Source organism: Nitrospirota bacterium, from assembly GCA_016180645.1.
Taxonomy (GTDB): Bacteria; JACPQY01; JACPQY01; order JACPQY01; family JACPQY01; genus JACPAV01.
Map to the genome: position 1 here is coordinate 43072 of JACPAV010000015.1, position 17736 is coordinate 60807.

General features: G+C 62.6%; 6 protein-coding genes. 5 read left to right on the top strand and 1 reads right to left on the bottom strand.

The window, feature by feature from the left end:
• Positions 1 to 133: 133 nt before the first annotated feature.
• The 4 genes from HYT87_10155 (at position 134) to HYT87_10170 (ending at position 13072) form a co-directional block, all read left to right on the top strand.
• Positions 134 to 1819 (top strand): S8 family serine peptidase, encoded by a 1686-nt coding sequence (locus tag HYT87_10155; protein ID MBI2060122.1) that lies wholly within the window; start codon positions 134 to 136, stop codon positions 1817 to 1819.
• Between the two features lies 1 nt (position 1820).
• Positions 1821 to 2288, top strand: a complete 468-nt coding sequence (locus HYT87_10160) for a helix-turn-helix transcriptional regulator (protein ID MBI2060123.1) — start codon at positions 1821 to 1823, stop codon at positions 2286 to 2288.
• Between the two features lie 263 nt (positions 2289 to 2551).
• The gene (locus tag HYT87_10165; protein ID MBI2060124.1) at positions 2552 to 7075 is read left to right on the top strand and encodes a hypothetical protein; all 4524 of its coding nucleotides are present in this window, start codon (positions 2552 to 2554) and stop codon (positions 7073 to 7075) included.
• A gap of 594 nt (positions 7076 to 7669) precedes the next feature.
• On the top strand, positions 7670 to 13072 hold the full coding sequence (locus HYT87_10170; protein MBI2060125.1) for a hypothetical protein: 5403 nt from the start codon (positions 7670 to 7672) through the stop codon (positions 13070 to 13072).
• Between the two features lie 144 nt (positions 13073 to 13216).
• Here HYT87_10170 and HYT87_10175 read toward each other — a convergent pair whose 3' ends face one another.
• Positions 13217 to 13363, bottom strand: a complete 147-nt coding sequence (locus HYT87_10175; GenBank protein ID MBI2060126.1) for a hypothetical protein — start codon at positions 13361 to 13363, stop codon at positions 13217 to 13219.
• A gap of 25 nt (positions 13364 to 13388) precedes the next feature.
• Between HYT87_10175 and HYT87_10180 the strand changes: the two genes are divergently transcribed.
• A complete protein-coding gene (locus tag HYT87_10180) occupies positions 13389 to 17351 on the top strand; it encodes an FG-GAP repeat protein (protein ID MBI2060127.1) in 3963 nt (1320 codons plus the stop codon).
• Positions 17352 to 17736 lie beyond the last annotated feature (385 nt).

Sequence of the window (17736 nt, forward strand, 5' to 3'; positions counted from 1 at the left end):
ATCATTACCAGTCAAGCCTGTGGCGTGTTAGGAATCTTGTTGTATATTAGACTGTTACGCTGAACAATCAAATATTGGGTCTGGCCTTTCCCTTGCTCTTGCTATGCTTGTGACCGGAAAGGAGGAGAAGAAAATGACCCATAAAGTTGCACATATTCGTGCTGTTTCGGTTTTGGTTGGGGGCATGGTTTTCCTTCCACAAATTCTTCTCGGCTATGAGCAAAACCAAGTGATGTTCCCGGAGCGACCGAACGCCCCTTTCATCTCGAATGAAATCATTGTGAAGTACAAACCCCACGCCAAGTCGGATCCCAAGTCGAAAAAAATCTTTCATGGAAGGGGAACTCCCGGAAACCTGGCCGACATCCGTCGAGTCGAGGTCCCGAAGGGGAAAAACGTCGAGACCTTTGTCGAGGAGCAAAGGATGAATCCCGACGTGGAATACGCCGAGATGAATTACGTTCTGGAGATTTCCGGGACCCTGGGGACGGCAGCCGTTCCAAACGACCCCCTCTATTCGCAGCAGTGGGCCCTCCCGAAAATCCAGGCTCCCCAGGCTTGGGATCTGGAAACGGGAAAACCGCGGGTCGTCGTCGCGGTGGTGGACACGGGGGTGGACTACCGCCACCCGGATCTGTCCGCGAACATCTGGACCAACGAGAAGGAGATTCCGGAGAACGGCATGGATGACGATGGAAACGGGTTTGTCGATGACTATTGCGGCTACGATTTTGTGAGCATCGATCCTCGCGTGGTCTACCCAGGAGAGGATGCCGGTCCGCGTGACAACGATCCCATGGATGTTCATGGCCATGGCACCCATGTGTCGGGAATTGTAGGGGCGGTTCCCAACAACGCAATCGGAATATCAGGAGTGAATTGGGGTTCGAGAATCATGGCCTTGCGCGCCGGATTCAAGAATATGTGGGGCGGAGGAAGTTTGCTCGCTTCGGATATAGCAGCGGCTATGGTCTATGCCGCGGATAACGGCGCAAAGGTGATCAACATGAGCTGGGGTGCGTATGGGCTTTCAAAGCTTCTAACGGATGCTATCAACTATGCCCATGATTCGGGAGTGGTTCTGGTAGCTGCCGCCGGCAACTATAATCGGAGCGATAAATTCTATCCCGCGGCTTTCCCCAACGTGATCGCCGTTTCGGCAACGGATCCCAGTGATAACAAAGCTTACTTTTCCAATTATGGAGATTGGATAGAACTGGCCGCCCCCGGTACTTACATTTATAGTACGCTGCCGGGGGGCCGCTATGCGGCGTGGAGCGGGACCAGCATGGCTGCTCCCTTCGTCGCAGGGCTGGCGGGGTTGGTTCTATCGCAAACGCCAGGTTATACGAACGAGGAAGTCAGACAAGTCCTGGCCGACGGCGCGGATGATTTGGGCGCGCCCGGTCGAGATCCTTACTTCGGTTTCGGAAGGATCAACGTCTTCAACTCCCTCAGGATCGTCCCGGTCACTCCCATCTTGATCGACATCAAGCCGGGAAGTTTTCCCAATTCCATCAACCTGCGAAGCTCAGGCGTTATCCCCGTGGCCATTCCGAGCACGGAGGAATTCCAAGCGGCCTCGGTGGATGTTGAAACGGTCCGTTTCGGTCCCGCGGGCGCCGGGATGGACCATTCGGCTTTTGAAGACGTAGACCAAGACGGCGACCTCGACCTCGTCCTGCATTTCAGAACGCAGGAGACGGGACTGGAGCCCGGTGACACACAAGCGGCCTTGACCGGCAAGACCCTCAAGGAACATGGCAGCCGGCCCATCGTGGGTGTCGATTCGGTCCGAATCGTGCCCGTCACGAGGTAGCATGGTCGCGCAAGAGGGAAGCCATGCACTCGTTGCCAAGGTCGGTCGGCGGATTACCCTGGCCCGCAAACAGACCGGGCTTACGCAGGAACGTCTCGCGGAGCGGGCCGGGATCACGCAACAGATGCTGGGCCGGACCGAGAAGGCACGCCACCCGGGCGTCTCCCTCGCGACGATATTCCGGATCGCGTCCGGTCTGGGGTGGACCGTGGCCGATCTCCTCGATGTGGCGGCGCCCGAGCCGGTTCTATGTCCCTGCCGAACCCGTTTCCTGGGTTCGATGGAGGCAATCGACCTGAAACTTCGGCGGTTGCCGCCGCTCGACAGGCGACGGACGGAAAAGATCCTGCACGAGATCGTGACTCATGTCGTTCGGGCCAAGCCGGATATTCGACCCGGAATGCTGGGTCACCTTTCAGCCGCCTGCCGACAAACCTCGCGCACAAGCCGGACAATGAATGAAGACTGAATCGGTGCACAATGGTAACCCTTACGCCTTATAGGTTGTTGACCGACCGTTTGGATTGGGCAAGCATGGATCAACAATTAGTGTCACTTGTGCCACGGGGCTTCGACAGGGGAATGAAAACGAAAAGGGAGGATGGATGTGTCGGTTCTTGCTTTCCCGCGAGGCCATCGGGTAACCCCATGACTCGCCTGTCCCTGCCTCGATCCTGGATCCGATCTCTCCGGCTTTCTCTCCCTTTTTACCTTTTACTTTTGACTTTTTCCTTGCCTCTGGCCGCCTGCTATCGCAAAACCAAGCACACGGAGTCGAACAAGATCCCGTCCGACAGTCTCCCACTCGACGTATCTCTCCCGCTGTCCACCGAGGTGGCCGCGGCCCTCAACGGCGTGGCCGATCAGGATGAGCTCGTTGTGGATGTCCTGGTGAACGACGAACTCGTGGCGGAGGGCGTTCGCGGCGGCATCCGCGCGGGGGTTCGCGCCTCGGAGCAGTCGGGTGTTCGGGGAGGAATACGCGCCTCCCAAGCGGGAGGTGTTCGCGGGGGTGTGCGCGGCGGCGTGCGAGGCGCGGGAGGAACCGAACCCATACCCGGCGCTCCCGCGCGTGAACCCGTAAATCGTGACCCCGTGAACCAGATCGGAACTTCTGGCTCACGGGGTCACGGGATCACGGGATCACGGAAGCAGGCGAGCGAGAGCGAGCTTGCGTTTGCGTTCGAGGTAACCTCCTTCCTGCCCAGGAAGTCCGCCCGGGACGGAGAGAACAACTTCCACACGCGAGTGCGTCCCGGCCGGCATCCCGACGTGTCTCTCGTCGAAGTTAAAACAACCGTCAAAATGTCTGTCCCTTCTTCTGTAGCGGCCGGTTTTACACCGGACGGATCTTCCACCGGCGACGGGCGACCGACGACCGACGACTTTGAGTTCGAAATAGAGATCGAAGACACCGACATCGACCTTTCCGAGGTGGACCTTCCCGATCTCGACGGCAACGGGATCGCCACGATCACCGAGGTTGCCGCTCTCATTGGAAGCGAGGCCGTAGGGGCGGGCTTGCCCGCCCGTTCGTTGGATGACGCCATCGCCATCGCCTCGGATGCCACCAGCACGCAGAAGCCCACGCAGGAGCAGGCGCAGGCGGCCTTCCAATCTCTCGCCGCCAAGCTGGAGAAAAAAGTCGTCGCGGACTTCAAAGCCGCAGGGGTCACGCCTCCGGCCGAGGTCAAGATCGAGATCAAGGAAATCGATCTGACGCCGCCGGAGACGACGGTCGACGGTCGACGGACGACGGTCGACGGTTCTTGGACCTTCACCTTCACGTGCAATGAAACATTCTGCACGTTCCGTTGCTCTGTGGACGGGGCCGAGTTTGCGCCGTGTTCCTCTCCGGTCACCCTGAGTTGCGCCGCGGTAGTCGCGGGCTTCACGCCTGCGCGTCCCGTACCGGTAGCCGCAGGCTTTAGCCTGCGTCCGAAAGACGCACCCGTAAAGGGTGCGCCTACCTCGTGTACACCTGGCGAACATGAGCTCGCCGTCTTCGCCCTCGACGCCCTCGGCAACCGCGACACGACCCCCGCCGAGATCACATTCACCGTTCTCCCCTCCTGCATCCCCTCCGCCGAAATCTGCGACGGCCTCGACAACGACTGCGATCAATTGGTCGATGAAGACTGGGTAGCCGCACCCTTTACGGGTGCGTCTTCAGACGCAGGCATAAAGCCTGCGGCTACCGTTGCTTCGCTCGGCCAATCCTGCACCGTGGGCGTCGGCGCCTGCCAGACCACGGGCGCGTTTATCTGCAAGTCGGACGGGACGGGGACGGTTTGCGATGCCGTGGCCGGTTCGCCTTCCGCCGAGATCTGCGACGGCAAGGACAACGACTGCGACGGGAAAACCGATGAAGACATCCCTTCCGCCTCGTGCTCAACCGGCTCCCCGGGAATCTGTAGCGCAGGCCTTCAGGCCTGCGTGAACGGTTCCCTCACCTGCGCCCAACGCCTATCGCCCATCGCCGAAATCTGCGACGGCCTCGACAACGACTGCGACGGCCAGACGGACGAGGACTTCGTAGCGTCCGGTTTTACACCGGACGGTCCCTTGGGCCAGACTTGCTCGACCGGCGTGGGTGAGTGCGCGAGGGCGGGCACGTTCGTGTGCAAGGCGGATGGCACGGGGACATCGTGCAATACGGTCGCCGGATCGCCTGCCGCCGAGACCTGCGACTCAAAGGACAACGATTGCGACGGTTTGACGGACGAAAACTTCGTGTGCGATACAACCGCGCCCACCTTCTCCGGCCTCACCTCCGCCACCGCCATCTCCGCCTCCCAGATCAACCTCTCCTGGACCGCCGCGTCCGACGCCGTGAGTCCCGCGTCCTCCCTGATCTACGACATCTGCCAGACCACCACCTCCGGCGGTTGCTCCGCGTTCACGCCTACCTACACCACTGCCGCGGGAGCCACTTCCTATTCGCCAGGAACTCTGTCACCAGGAACCAGGTACTTCTATGTTGTTCGGGCAAGAGATGAGGTGGGAAATGCAGATACGAACAACATAGAACGGTCGGCCCGCACGTGGTCCACCATCGGCGTGGCCCAAGCCGTCACCACCCACCTCGGCTATCACACCTGCTCGCTCCAATCCGATGGAACGGTGAAATGCTGGGGGCTCAATGACTTCGGTCAGCTCGGGGATGGAACGACGGTGAACAAGTCCACGCCCGTTGCCGTCAGCACGCTCTCGGGCGCCATCGCCGTCGCGGGAGGGACCAGCCACACTTGCTCGCTTCTTTCAAATGGTACAGTAGCGTGCTGGGGGAACAATGGTGATGGCCGGCTTGGGGACGGGACGGTCGTCAATAAATCCACGCCGGTTATGGTCAGCACGCTGACGAATGCCGTGGCCGTCGCGGTAGGGGGCGGCCACAATTGTTCGCTCCATTCGGACGGCACGGCCAAGTGCTGGGGGTACAACCGCAACAATATCGCGACCGGAACCGGCCAGCTTGGAGATGGGACAACGACCGATAAGTCCACCCCGGTGGCCGTGAGTTCCTTGTCGAACGGCGTGGCCGTCGCGGCAGGGACCTATCACACGTGTTTCCTTCTTTCGGACGGTGCGGTCCGGTGTTGCGGGGACAACCAATACGGCCAGCTTGGGGATGGAACGCTCGCCAGCAAATCCACTCCGGTGGCCGTCAGCACGCTCACGAATGTTGTGGCCATCGCGGGAGCGTGGTGGCACGTCTGTTCGCTTCTTTCGGACGGTACGGTGAAGTGCTGGGGACAGAATACCTACGGTGGGCTTGGGGACGGGACAGTTGCCAGCAAATCCACTCCGGTGGCCGTCAGTACGCTCACGAATGTTGTGGCCATCGCGGGAGGATCGAATCACACCTGTTCCCTACTTTCCGACGGCACGGTGAAATGCTGGGGGTGGAATCCCTACGGTCAGCTTGGGGATGGGGCGACGGTGCAAAAGACGACTCCCGTGGCCGTCGCCACGCTTTCCGGTGCGATCTCCGTTGCGGGAGGGAGCGGCCACTCATGCTCGCTTCTTTGGGACGGCACGGTCAAATGCTGGGGGTACAATCTCTACGGCCAGCTAGGAGACGGGACGACGGTGAACAGATGGGCCCCCGTGGCCGTCTCGATGCCCCCCGCCGCAGGCGGGGTGAAACTTCCGCGCCTCCACGAATCCACCGCCTCCGGCGCCCCCGCCCGCCCCTTCCGCGAAGGGATCTCCGCCCACCGCGGCAACCATTCTTGCGCGCTCGTTTCAAACGGAACGGTCAGATGCTGGGGATGGAACACTAATGGTCAGGTTGGGGATGGGACCACCGCCAACCGCCTAACGCCCACCGCCGTTTCTTCTTTGACGAACGTCGTGGCCGTAGCGGATGGGGGCATTCACACCTGCGCGTTGGCATCGGATGGAACGGTAAAATGCTGGGGAGACAATGCTTACGGCCAGTTGGGGGACGGCACGACGGTCGACAAATCGACGCCTGTTTTCGTCTCCACACTCACGAACACCGTGGCGGTGACGGGTGGGAACGCTCACACCTGCGCGCTCACCTCGGACGGCTCGGCCACATGTTGGGGATACAATTTGTTCGGGCAGTTGGGGGACGGCACGGGGGCCGGCAAATCGACGCCTGTTTTCGTCTCCACACTCACGAACACCGTGGCGGTGACGGGTGGGGACAACTACACCTGCGCGCTCGCATCGGACGGAACGGTAAAATGCTGGGGACGCAACAATTACGGCCAATTGGGCGACGGGACGACAGCGGGCAAGTCGACGCCCGTGGCTGTCTCGACGCTTTCGGGCGCCGTTGCCGTCGCGGCAGGGGCCGATCACACCTGCGCCCTGGCTGCCGACGGAACAGTCAAATGCTGGGGCGCCAATGCCGATGGCCGGTTGGGGGACGGCACCACAGTTGACAAGTGGACGCCCGTTTCCGTCTCAACGCTCACGAACGTCGTGGCCGTAACGGGCGGCGGGACCGCTCACAGCTGCGCCTTGGCTGCCGACGGAACAGTCAAATGCTGGGGAGCCAATGGACAGGGCCAACTGGGCGACGGGACGACGGTGAACAAGTCCACCCCGGTCGCCGTCTCCATGCTCACGAACGCCGTAGCGATAGCGGGTGGGGACGTTCACACCTGCGCCCTGGCTGCCGACGGAACAGTCAAATGCTGGGGATCTAACAATGTCGGCCAACTCGGCGACGGGACGACGGTGAATCGGTTGACCCCCGTCCCGGTAATCAACTTGCCATGAGAATACGGATGAGCGGTCAGGCCGCCCCCGAGGCTAGGACCCCGATGCTTCCTTGCGCTGACGCTCGTACTGGTGGCCCATGATGAACGCAAAAACGAGGATGCCGGCCATGACCGCCAGAAACACATATCCAACGATTTCCGCGTTGCTCATGGTCCCATCCTATCGCCATCCAGCTTTCCCGTCAACCAGAACCCGGCCGCCAAACAGCCGACACCAATTGCCATCCCCAGGAAATCCACACCCAGCCTGGTTCCATCGACAAAAGCGTCCGCCACGCTGCCCGAAAGAACAACGAGACTTGCACTCTTCAAAAAATCCGCCATCCACTCAACCTGCCGCCTCGTCCACTTCATCAAGCCGTTCATACGCCTCTTTCACCACCTACTCAAGTATCTTCTTGGCGGCCAGTTCGCCCGCCTCCTACCATCAGAAACTTGCCTCCCTCACTTTGGCCGTGCCAAGGGGAGAAAACGGTCGATGAGACGACATCCAGCAATCCTACTCCTTGTTGTCCTCCTTACCTTCTCTTGCAGCGGTTCCAGGAAGTCTGAGAGGGGTCCATCTGCTCCAGTCGGCGGCGTCGAAGTGACCTTGGCCATTCCGCTCACGCCGGAGCAGGCGGCGGCTTTGGAGGGGGTCCGCGCGGGCCGGCGGGGTATCACCCGACCGGATGAAATCACGCGAGTGGATGATATTTCGAGAGTAGATGACCTTGTGCGCGTTGACGAGGTGGTGGCGGACATCGCCGTCAACGAAGAGGTGGTGGCCGAAGGCGTCCGCGGCGGCATCCGCGCGGGCGTCCGCGGGGGGATTCGCGCCGCGGAGGCCGGAGGAGTCCGGGGAGGCGTGCGCGGCGCAAGCGCCCGTTTCCCGTCTACTGTCTACCGTCTACTGTCTACCCGCCGCCAGATCGCCGAACCGCCTGCGCTGGCCTTCGAAGTCGTCTTCGCTCTGCCCGGGCAATACGCCGTGGCGGGGGAGTACCCTCTCATGGCGCGCCTGCGGTCCGCCGCCCAACCCGACGTCGGTTACGTCCAAGTCAAGACGACCCTCAAGGTCAAGGGGACGCAAGACGCAGGGCGCACGACGCAGGGTGAAGGCGAGGAGGGAGCCGACCAGGAACGAGGAACCAGGAACGAGGAACTTGGCTTTGTCATCGCAATCGAAGAGACCCCCATCGAGGTGAGGGATGTGGAGTTGCCGGATGACGACCAGGACGGCATCGCCACCCTTGTGGAGGTGGCTACGGTGCTCGCCCTGAGCGATGCGGAGGGGCCTGCGGCATTGGAGCAAGCTCTATCGGCAGCCACGAACCGCGAGTCACGCGTCACGAGTAACGACGTGCAAATCGCCTTCGGCCGGCTCACCGAGGCGTTGGACTCGACCTTGCAGAAGCAGGGGGTGGAGACGCCGATAACGCTGGCCGCGATCGACCTCACACCACCGGACACCGCGCTGAGCGCGGTCAGTGGCGCGTTGCCAGTGGCGAGTGGCGCGTCCATCAAGAGCGGACAAGAAATCACCCTCACGTTTTCCTGCTCCGATACGAGCAACGAGCTATGCTTCTTCCGTTGTTCCCTTGACGGCGCTCCGTTCTCTCCCTGTTCCTCGCCTGCCGCCTATCGCCCACCGCACGGCGACCACGTGCTCGCCGTGCGGGCCGTGGACGCCATGGGCAACACCGATCCCACGCCGGCCTCCTTCACCTTCAAGGTTGTTTCGACCTTTGGTCCCAACGATCATCTCCCTCGCGGCCAGATGATGGAGGCCAAGGTGTCTTCCAAGGGCGCCGCCGTGGCCGCCGATGCGGGCAAGGCGAAGCTGGTGTTTCCTCCCGGCGCGGTGACGCAGGAGTTGAGCGTCAAGATCAAGAAGCTGGACCCGGTTTCGACGCCGGTGCCGCCCGGGTCCCACGGCGAGGTTTATGAGTTCGGCCCGGAAGGCACGGTGTTCAAAGCGCCGGTCGAGATGACGCTGGCGTATCAGGAGACGGACGTTCCCAAAGACTCGCTGGAGGGCCAATTGACCTTGGCGACGGAGGTGAGCGGATCGTGGCAGGTGATTCCCGGATCGGGTGTGGATGTCGCCCTGAACGAAGTGAAGGGTCCCGCCACGCATTTCTCCCGGTTCACCATCATCACAGACACGACCCCACCCCTTGCGCCGGATCCTGCGAAGCTCACGGTTGCCATGAATCCTCCCGGTACAGCCGATACCATCCAAGGCTCCTCCGGTTCCGTCGAAGCCGGCAGTAGCGTCCGAATTTATTCGGACGGTCTTGTCACCTCCCTCATTGCTCAAACCTCATCGCTCGCTGACGGCAGTTTCCCTGCCGTCAGCGTGGGCGATAACGCAAACGCCACGGTCTACATCACCGCCACGGACGGAGCCGGCAACCAGAGCGCGGTGACGATCATGACCAACGACATCACCCCTCCCGACACAACGCTCGTAGGGGCGGGCTTGCCCGCCCTCCTGACGAACCAAACCTCGGCTTCATTCTCGTTTTCCTGCTCCGACGTAGGGGCGACGTCCACGTCCCCCGCGTGCTCCTTCGAATGTTCCCTCGATTCCGCGTCTTTTTCTTCCTGCTCATCACCCACAACCCTCAACTCACAACTTGGCGGCGCCCACACCTTCTCCGTCCGCGCCCTCGACGCCGCCAGCAACCCCGATCCCACCCCGGCTTCCTACACATGGACCGTCGAGACGACTCCTCCCTCGGCCGGTGCGGTCACCCCCTCCAACGCCGCCACGGCCACTCACGTGGACAGCCCCTTCGACCTCTCGGCCACGTTCGCGGATACCGCGGGTGTCATCTCCTGCGAGCACTGCAAATCCACCGACGGGACGTGCGACACCGAATGGGCTGCCGGGACGTGGGGTGCCGGAACCTGTTCGGTTACGGCTCTTGCATGTACGGACGGCCAAACCCTCACGCTCAACATGAGAGCAACGGATGGGGTCGGCAACGTCGGGACGGCCTCGACCGTGACACGCACCTGCGACACGGCCGGCTCTACCTGCTCCGTCTCGTCCATCACCGAGGGTACGAATCCGGGTGACCAGCATGTTTCGGGTGCAACGCTTTACTATCGCAACGCGGGGGCTGGGAACTTCACGGTCAATGTGACCGCGAGCGACGGGGGCTCCGGCGTGCAGAAGCTGGTATTCCCCACCACGGTTTCGGCGGGGGGAGAGGATACGTCTTCTCCGTACTCGCTCGCGTATTCCTGGACGACCTCTTCCACGTTCGACGGTTCCGCGGCGATTACGGCCCACGACAACGTGGGAAACACAGGGACCTGCTCGTTTACGGTTACGCTGGACACGATGGCGCCTTCGGGCGGGTCGGTGAGCATCACGGACGGCTGGTACAACACGGCGAGCGTGCCGGTCACGTTTGTCAACGGGACGGATGCTTCATCGGGGTTGGGGCAGAGGCTGTTGCAGCGGCGTTCCGCAACGCTTTCAAGCGGGGCGTGCGGCACCTATGGGTCCTACACTACGATTGCAACCGATCCATCGTCTTCGCCCTACAACGACACCACGGTGGCCAATGGCAACTGCTACCAGTATCAGTTCGTCGTCAACGACAACGTTGGAAACGCAAATACGTACAGTTCGGCCTCCACGGCAAGGGTGGATACCGCGGCACCGACGTTCGGCGGTGTTACGAGCGCCACGGCGGTTTCGGCGAGCCAGATTGATCTCAGTTGGACGGCAGCCACGGATACCGTAAGCGTACAGGCGAACATCGTCTACGAAATCTGCCAGACGACAACCTCCGGTGGTTGTTTGACCTTCACGGCAACTTACACGACCACTGCCGGTGCCACTTCTTATCCCGTTGTTACCTTGTCCCCTGGTACCCGTTATTATTTTGTCGTTCGTGCGAAAGATGAAGCGAACAATGTGGACGCCAACACCGTCGAAAACTCCACCGTCACGTGGGGACAGAACATTATTCAGGCCGTAGCAGTTGGAGGGACTCTTACATGTGCCCTTATCGCCAATGGGACCGTCAAGTGCTGGGGACGCAATGACTACGGTCAACTCGGCGACGGGACGACGGTGGACAAGAGCACCCCCGTGGCCGTCTCCACGCTCACCAGTGCCGTCGCCATCACGGGAGGGAACTTGCACACCTGCGCGCTGGTCTCGGGCGGGACGGTCAAATGCTGGGGATACAATAACAACGGTCAGCTCGGCGACGGGACGAAAGGGCCGACGGCGGACAAGAGCACCCCTGTGGCGGTCTCCACGCTCACCGGCGCCATCGCGATCACGGGAGGGTGGGGGCACACCTGCGCGCTGGTCTCGGACGGGACGGTCAAGTGCTGGGGAGCCAATTACTACGGTCAACTCGGCGACGGGACGACCGGGCCGACGGCAGACAAGAGCACCCCTGTGGCGGTCTCCACACTCACCGGCGCCATCGCGATCACGGGAGGCGACTACCACACTTGCGCGCTGGTCTCGGACGGGACAGGCAAATGCTGGGGAGACAATGTCTACGGTGAACTCGGCGACGGGACGCTGGTGGACAAGAGCACCCCTGTGGCGGTCTCCACGTTCACCGGTGCCGTCGCGATCACGGGAGGGAACGGCCACACTTGCGCGCTGGTCTCGGACGGGACAGGCAAATGCTGGGGGAAAAATCTCAACGGTCAGCTTGGGGACGGGACGACCGCCAACCGCCTAGCGCCCATCGCCGTGTCTTTCCTTTCCAGCGCCGCGGCCATCGCGGGGGGTAGCGCTCACACCTGTTCCCTCCTATCCGACGGCACGGTGAAATGCTGGGGCTACAATGCCTACGGCGAACTCGGCGACGGGACGACGGCGGATAAGACCACCCCCGTTGCCGTCTCCATGCCCGCCGGCCCAATGGGCATAAAACTCCCCCGCCTCCACGAATCCACCGCCTCCGGCGCCCCCGCCCGCCCCTTCCGCGAAGGGCTTACCGCCCACCTCGGCTCTCACACCTGTTCCCTTCTTTCGGACGGAACGGTGAAGTGCTGGGGGTCGAATTGGCAGAATCAGCTTGGGGATGGGACGGCCGCTGATAGATCCACGCCGGTCGCCGTGAGCACGCTCACGAATGCCGTGGCCGTGACGGGAGGGGAGTATCACACTTGCTCGCTGCTTTCCAATGGGACGGTCAAGTGCTGGGGGCCCAATGGTTACGGCCAACTGGGCGACGGGACAGTGGCTAACAAGTCCACCCCGGTGGCCGTCAGCACGCTCACGAGCGCCGTGGCCATCGCGGGCGGATTCTATCACACCTGTTCACTCCTCGCGGACGGCTCGGTCAACTGCTGGGGCTACAATGCTAACGGCCAGCTTGGGGACGGGTCGAACGCCGGCAAGTCCACGCCGGTGGCCGTGAGTACGCTCACGAATGCTGTGGCCATAGCGACAGGGGGTAGGCACACCTGCTCGCTGCTTTCGGATGGGACGGTCAAGTGCTGGGGGTACGCGGTGCTCGGGGACGGGACGTGGGTCGATAAGACCACGCCGGTCGCTGTCAGCACGCTCACGAATGCCGTGGCCGTGGCGGGAGGGAGCAATCACACCTGTTCGCTTTCCGCTGATGGTGGAATCAAGTGCTGGGGGTTCAATGACTTCGGCCAACTCGGGGATGGGACGACCACCGATAAATCCACACCGGTCGCTGTCAGCACGCTCACGAACGCCGTGGCCGTGACGGGAGGGAACCTTCACACCTGTTCGCTCCTTTCCGATGGTTCGGTTAGATGCTGGGGAAACAATCCATTCGGTCAGCTTGGGGATGGGACGACCACCGATAAATGGGCCCCTGTCGTTGTGAGCACAGTCACGGCTGCCGTGGCCGTTGCAGGAGGGCAGGTTCACACCTGTGTGCTCCTTTCGGACGGCTCGGTCAAGTGCTGGGGGAACAATGCCAACGGCCGGCTCGGCGACGGAACGACGGCCAGCAAATCAACGCCTGTTCAGGTGTTGTATTTGCCGTGACGAGTGGCGAGTGATGAGTGGCACGTTGAAAAACAGGTTGCGGACAACGATCCACGGGCCACGGAAAACGGACCTGTCTGCCGTGCCGGGCACGGCACAGGCAGGTCGGACGCCCGTCCCGGTCGCCAACGTCCCATGACCCATCTATATCAAATGCGTGCGCGTCTTGGGCTTGGGAATGGTAGCCGACCCGTTGCGAGGAATCGGCCGGATGTCGTATCTCTCCATCGTCACAATCGGGTAGGCAAGATCGTCCACGACGTAGGTATCGGTCGATGGATTGCGCGGCATTGGCCATGCATAGGTCAGTAGGGTAATGAAGCGTACCCTCCAATTCCTCCTCTGCGCCCTGGCTCTTTTTCTGCCTGCCTGCGCCGGCTGCTCAAAGAAGTCCCGGAGCGGCGACGTCAGGCCGACACCGCCGATCAATGTGCCCGAAGACTCCATGGGCGTCCGTTTGGCCGTTCCCTTGACGGCGGCGCAAGCCGCCGCCCTGGAGGGCGTGCGCGCGGGCGTTCGAGCCGGCGTCCGCGCGATCACGAGATCGGATGATATCACCCGCCCCGACGACCTCCAGGAAGGAGGAAGTGCCGCAAGAGGGCACCCGGAAGGAATCGATGGAATCGGGCAGGGTACTTCGCAGCCTCCCGGAGCGGCTGACTTGGTCGCCGATATCTCCTGGAATAATGAACTCGTCGCCGAGGGGGTTCGTGCCGGCGTGCGCGCCGGAGTCCGAGCCGGCATAAGAGCCGGGGTGAGGGCGGCCGCGGGCGGCGAGACCGAACCTATCCCAGGCGCACCGCCTAGAACAAGGGGCGGGTGGCGAGTCGCGAGTGGCGCGCAAGAATCGCCCGATCTTACATCGGGCGGATTTTCCCCCGTAGCGCCCGATTTCGAGGCCGCAGGGACCGAATCGATCTTCTCGGCCTCGTCGGGCGGAGAATCGTCCGGTGTAAAACCGGACGCTACTGCTCGCCACGGGGAACTTCGCACGTCGCACTTCGCACCACGGCGCCAGGCGTCCGAGCCGCCTGCATTGGCCCTTGGCTTGGAACTCCATTTCTTCCTGCCCAAGCGACTGGCCCTCACGGGCCTCCACAACCTACAAGCCCGCTTCCGTCCGAGAGGGTACCCCGATCTTTCCCTGCTCGACGTTCGAGTGGAGGTCGAGATCGCCCGCGTACAGGAGTCGGAAGAGGCCGAGGCGGTTGAAACCATCGTGGAGCGGGAGATCGCCTCTGCCAACGTGCTCCTGCCGGACGACGACGCGGACGGCGTCGCCACGCTGATCGAGATGGCGACGCACCTCACGCTCTACGGCAGCAAGGAGGAGGCGGACAAGTCTCTTGAAGAAGCCGTAGCGGCGGCCACGAGCAACGAACAACGGCCGACAAGCGACGACATTCAGTGGACCTTCTCCAAGCTGGAAAAGTTGCTCGAAAAAGAACTCGACGAAGGGGGCATCAAGACGGATATCGACCTTGGGGAAATCGATCTGACGCCGCCGGATACCGCCATCTCATCGAACGTCGAACGTCGAACATCGAACAAGCCGTTCACCTTCATGTTCACATGCACCGAGGAAATCTGCGTCTATTCGTGCGCCTTGGACGGGGCGGCTCTTGCGATTTGCGCCTCACCCTTCACGGTCTCGTCGCTTGCCGACGGGGCCCACACGCTTTCCGTCCGGGCGAGCGATCCCATGGGCAACTCCGACGCAACCCCCGCCACATTCACATGGACCGTCGACACCACGCCGCCGGAGACCGCGCTGAGCGCCGTAGCGGGGCCTTCAGGCTCCGCTACGAGCGTGGCGAGCGGCGCGTTACTGAACAAGACCGAGATCACCTTTACCTTCTCCTGCTCCGATACGAGCAACGGGCAACGGGCAACGGGCAACGAGGCATGCACCTTCCAATGCTCTCTCGACTCCGCTCCATTCTCCCCCTGCTCATCGCCCACAACCCTCAACTCACAACCCGAAGGTGCCCACACCTTCAGCGTCCGCGCCGTCGATCCCGCGGGCAACGTTGACTCCACACCGGCAGAATTCACGTGGACGCTCGACACCGCCCCCCCGTCCGGCGTGTCCGTCTCCATTAACTCCGGGGCCACAAGTTCGACTTCGCTCTCGGTAAGCCTGTCCCTCTCGGCCGGCGGCGCGGAAGAGATGCAAATCGCCGCGGACGGGACGCCCGATACCGAGCCATTTGAGAAATACTCGGCCACCAAGGCCGTTATCCTTCCTGCCGGCGACGGCACAAGGATCGTCAAGGTCGTTTTCAGGGACGCCGCGGGCAATACCGCAACCGCGCAAGACGATATTCTCATGGATGCCGGCCCCCCCGGGTTCGGGGGGATAGCGTCTGCGACGGTCAACTGCTCGGACCGGATCGATCTCGCGTGGACGGCGGCGACGGACGCCGTGACTGCGTCGTCAAGCATCGTCTATGAGATCTGTCGAAACACCGTGTCAGGAGCATGCAGCTCCACATGGACCGCGACGTACACAACGGCCGCGGGAGCGACGACTTTCACGGCGACCGGTCTTGCACAAGGGACTCCCTACTTCTTCGTCGTCCGGGCGCGCGACCAGTTGGCCAACGTCAGCGCCAATACCGAGCAAGCATCCGCCACCACTTCTACTCTCTCCACACCGGCGCTGCTCAGGCCGATGGCCGACACGTACACGGGCACGAACAAGAAGCCGACCTTCACATGGACGACCGCGAACTGCGCGGACCAGTACGAACTCCAAGCAGACGACACATCGAATTATTCGAGCGCCTTGGAAATCAACGAGACATCCCTTGCGTCGGCAACCTTCACCCCCATATCGAACATGCCGACTTCCCTCGTTCAGCCCGTCGGCACTCGCTACTGGTGGCGCGTGAGGGCCAAGGACAACCAAGGCAACGTGTCCGGGTGGAGTTCGGCGAGAATTGTGAACGTGGGCCGGTTCGAGAACGATTTCAACGGCGACGGGTATGCGGACTGGATCGTCGGCGCCTACGGGCACGACGCGGGCGCAGGGGCCGGGGCAAACCGCGGCCGGGCGTACGTCTACCTCGGCGGGGGAACGCTGGACGGCACGGCGGATCTCACGCTCAGCGGCGATGAAAACAACGCGCGCTACGGCTTCTCCGTGTCGGGGGCAGGCGACGTGAACGGTGATGGATACGCGGACTGGATCGTCGGCGCCTACCTCCACGACGCCGGCGGAACAGACCGGGGACGCGCCTACCTCTACCTGGGTGGAAGCGGACTCGATGGGACGCCCGATCTCATGCTCAGTGGCGACGAGAACAGTGCCCAGTTCGGAATCATCGTAGCGCCTGCCGGAGACGTGAACGGAGACGGGTATGCCGACTGGCTTGTTGGAGCCTCCGGGCACGACGCGGGAGGCACGGATCGAGGCCGCGCCTACCTCTACCTCGGGGGAAGCGCCTTGGACGGCACGGCCGATCTCACGCTCAACGGCGACGAGAACAGCGCCAATCTCGGGATCTCGGCCTCCACGGCCGGCGACATCAATGGCGACGGGTATGCGGACTGGCTGGTCGGCGCCTACTTGCACGACGCGGGGGGCACGGATCGGGGGCGCACTTACCTCTACCTCGGGGCAAGCGGTTTGGACGGCACGGCCGATCTGACATTTTCCGGCGACGAAAACAGCGCGAAGCTGGGCAACTGGGTTGCCACGGCCGGCGACGCCGACAACGACGGCTACGCGGACTGGCTGGTTGCCGCCTACCAGCATGACGCGGGGGCCGGAGCCGCCGCCGACCGGGGTCGAATCTATGTCTACCTTGGAGGAACGTCGCCTGACAGCTCCGCCGATTTGATTCTAAGCGGCGATGAGAACAGCGCCGAATTCGGCGTGACCGCAGCGTCGGCAGGAGATGCAAACGGCGACGGTTTCAGCGAGTGGATAGTTGGAGCATGGGCCCATGACGCCGGAGCCGGGGCCGCGGCGGACCGGGGACGCGCCTACGTGTTTCTCGGCGGCGCCTCGCTGGATGGCACGGCCGATCTTGTGCTGAGCGGCAACGAGAACGGCGCGTCGCTCGGCGATTCCGTCGCCTCGGTTGGAGACGCCAATGCGGACGGAAAGGCCGACTGGCTCGTCGGCGCCGACGGGCACGATGCGGGAGGCGGCGCGAGCGCCGACCGTGGACAGGCATACGTGTACCTCGGGGCGAATCCGCTCGACGGCACTTCCGACCTCACCCTGAGCGGCGATGAAGACCTGGCCTCCTTCGGCCTCTCGGTGTTCTAGATGACAACGTGTCATTGCGCTGCTATCCGCCGACCGGCGGAGCCGCGGCAATCTCGCGTGAAGCTTCCACTACTCCTCTTCCTCTCGTGCGCCCTGTTGCCGACATTGCTTTCCTGCAACCGCAGGGTTCCGGATGAGGACAGGGGCAGCCCCGTTACCCTCACAATTCCCCTGGCGCCGGAGCAGGCCGTGTTCCTAAGCGGCGTGTTGGACGATGTGGCCGCTGATGTCGTCCTGAACGACGAGACCGTCGCCACCGGCATTCGTGGCGGCATCGGAAGTGATGCTCAGCCTGGCGTCCGCGGGGGCATCCGCGGCATCGCTCTTCGACGGGCTCATGGCAAACGTGAAACCGCTCGTGCCGATCCCGTCGAAGCAAGACGCC

Excerpts from the sequence above, each read along its gene's own strand:
- HYT87_10155 (MBI2060122.1), top strand. The coding sequence starts at position 134 with ATGACCCATAAAGTTGCACATATTCGTGCTGTTTCGGTTTTGGTTGGG.
- HYT87_10160 (MBI2060123.1), top strand. The coding sequence starts at position 1,821 with ATGGTCGCGCAAGAGGGAAGCCATGCACTCGTTGCCAAGGTCGGTCGG.
- HYT87_10175 (MBI2060126.1), bottom strand. The coding sequence starts at position 13,363 with ATGCCGCGCAATCCATCGACCGATACCTACGTCGTGGACGATCTTGCC.
- HYT87_10180 (MBI2060127.1), top strand. The coding sequence starts at position 13,389 with ATGAAGCGTACCCTCCAATTCCTCCTCTGCGCCCTGGCTCTTTTTCTG.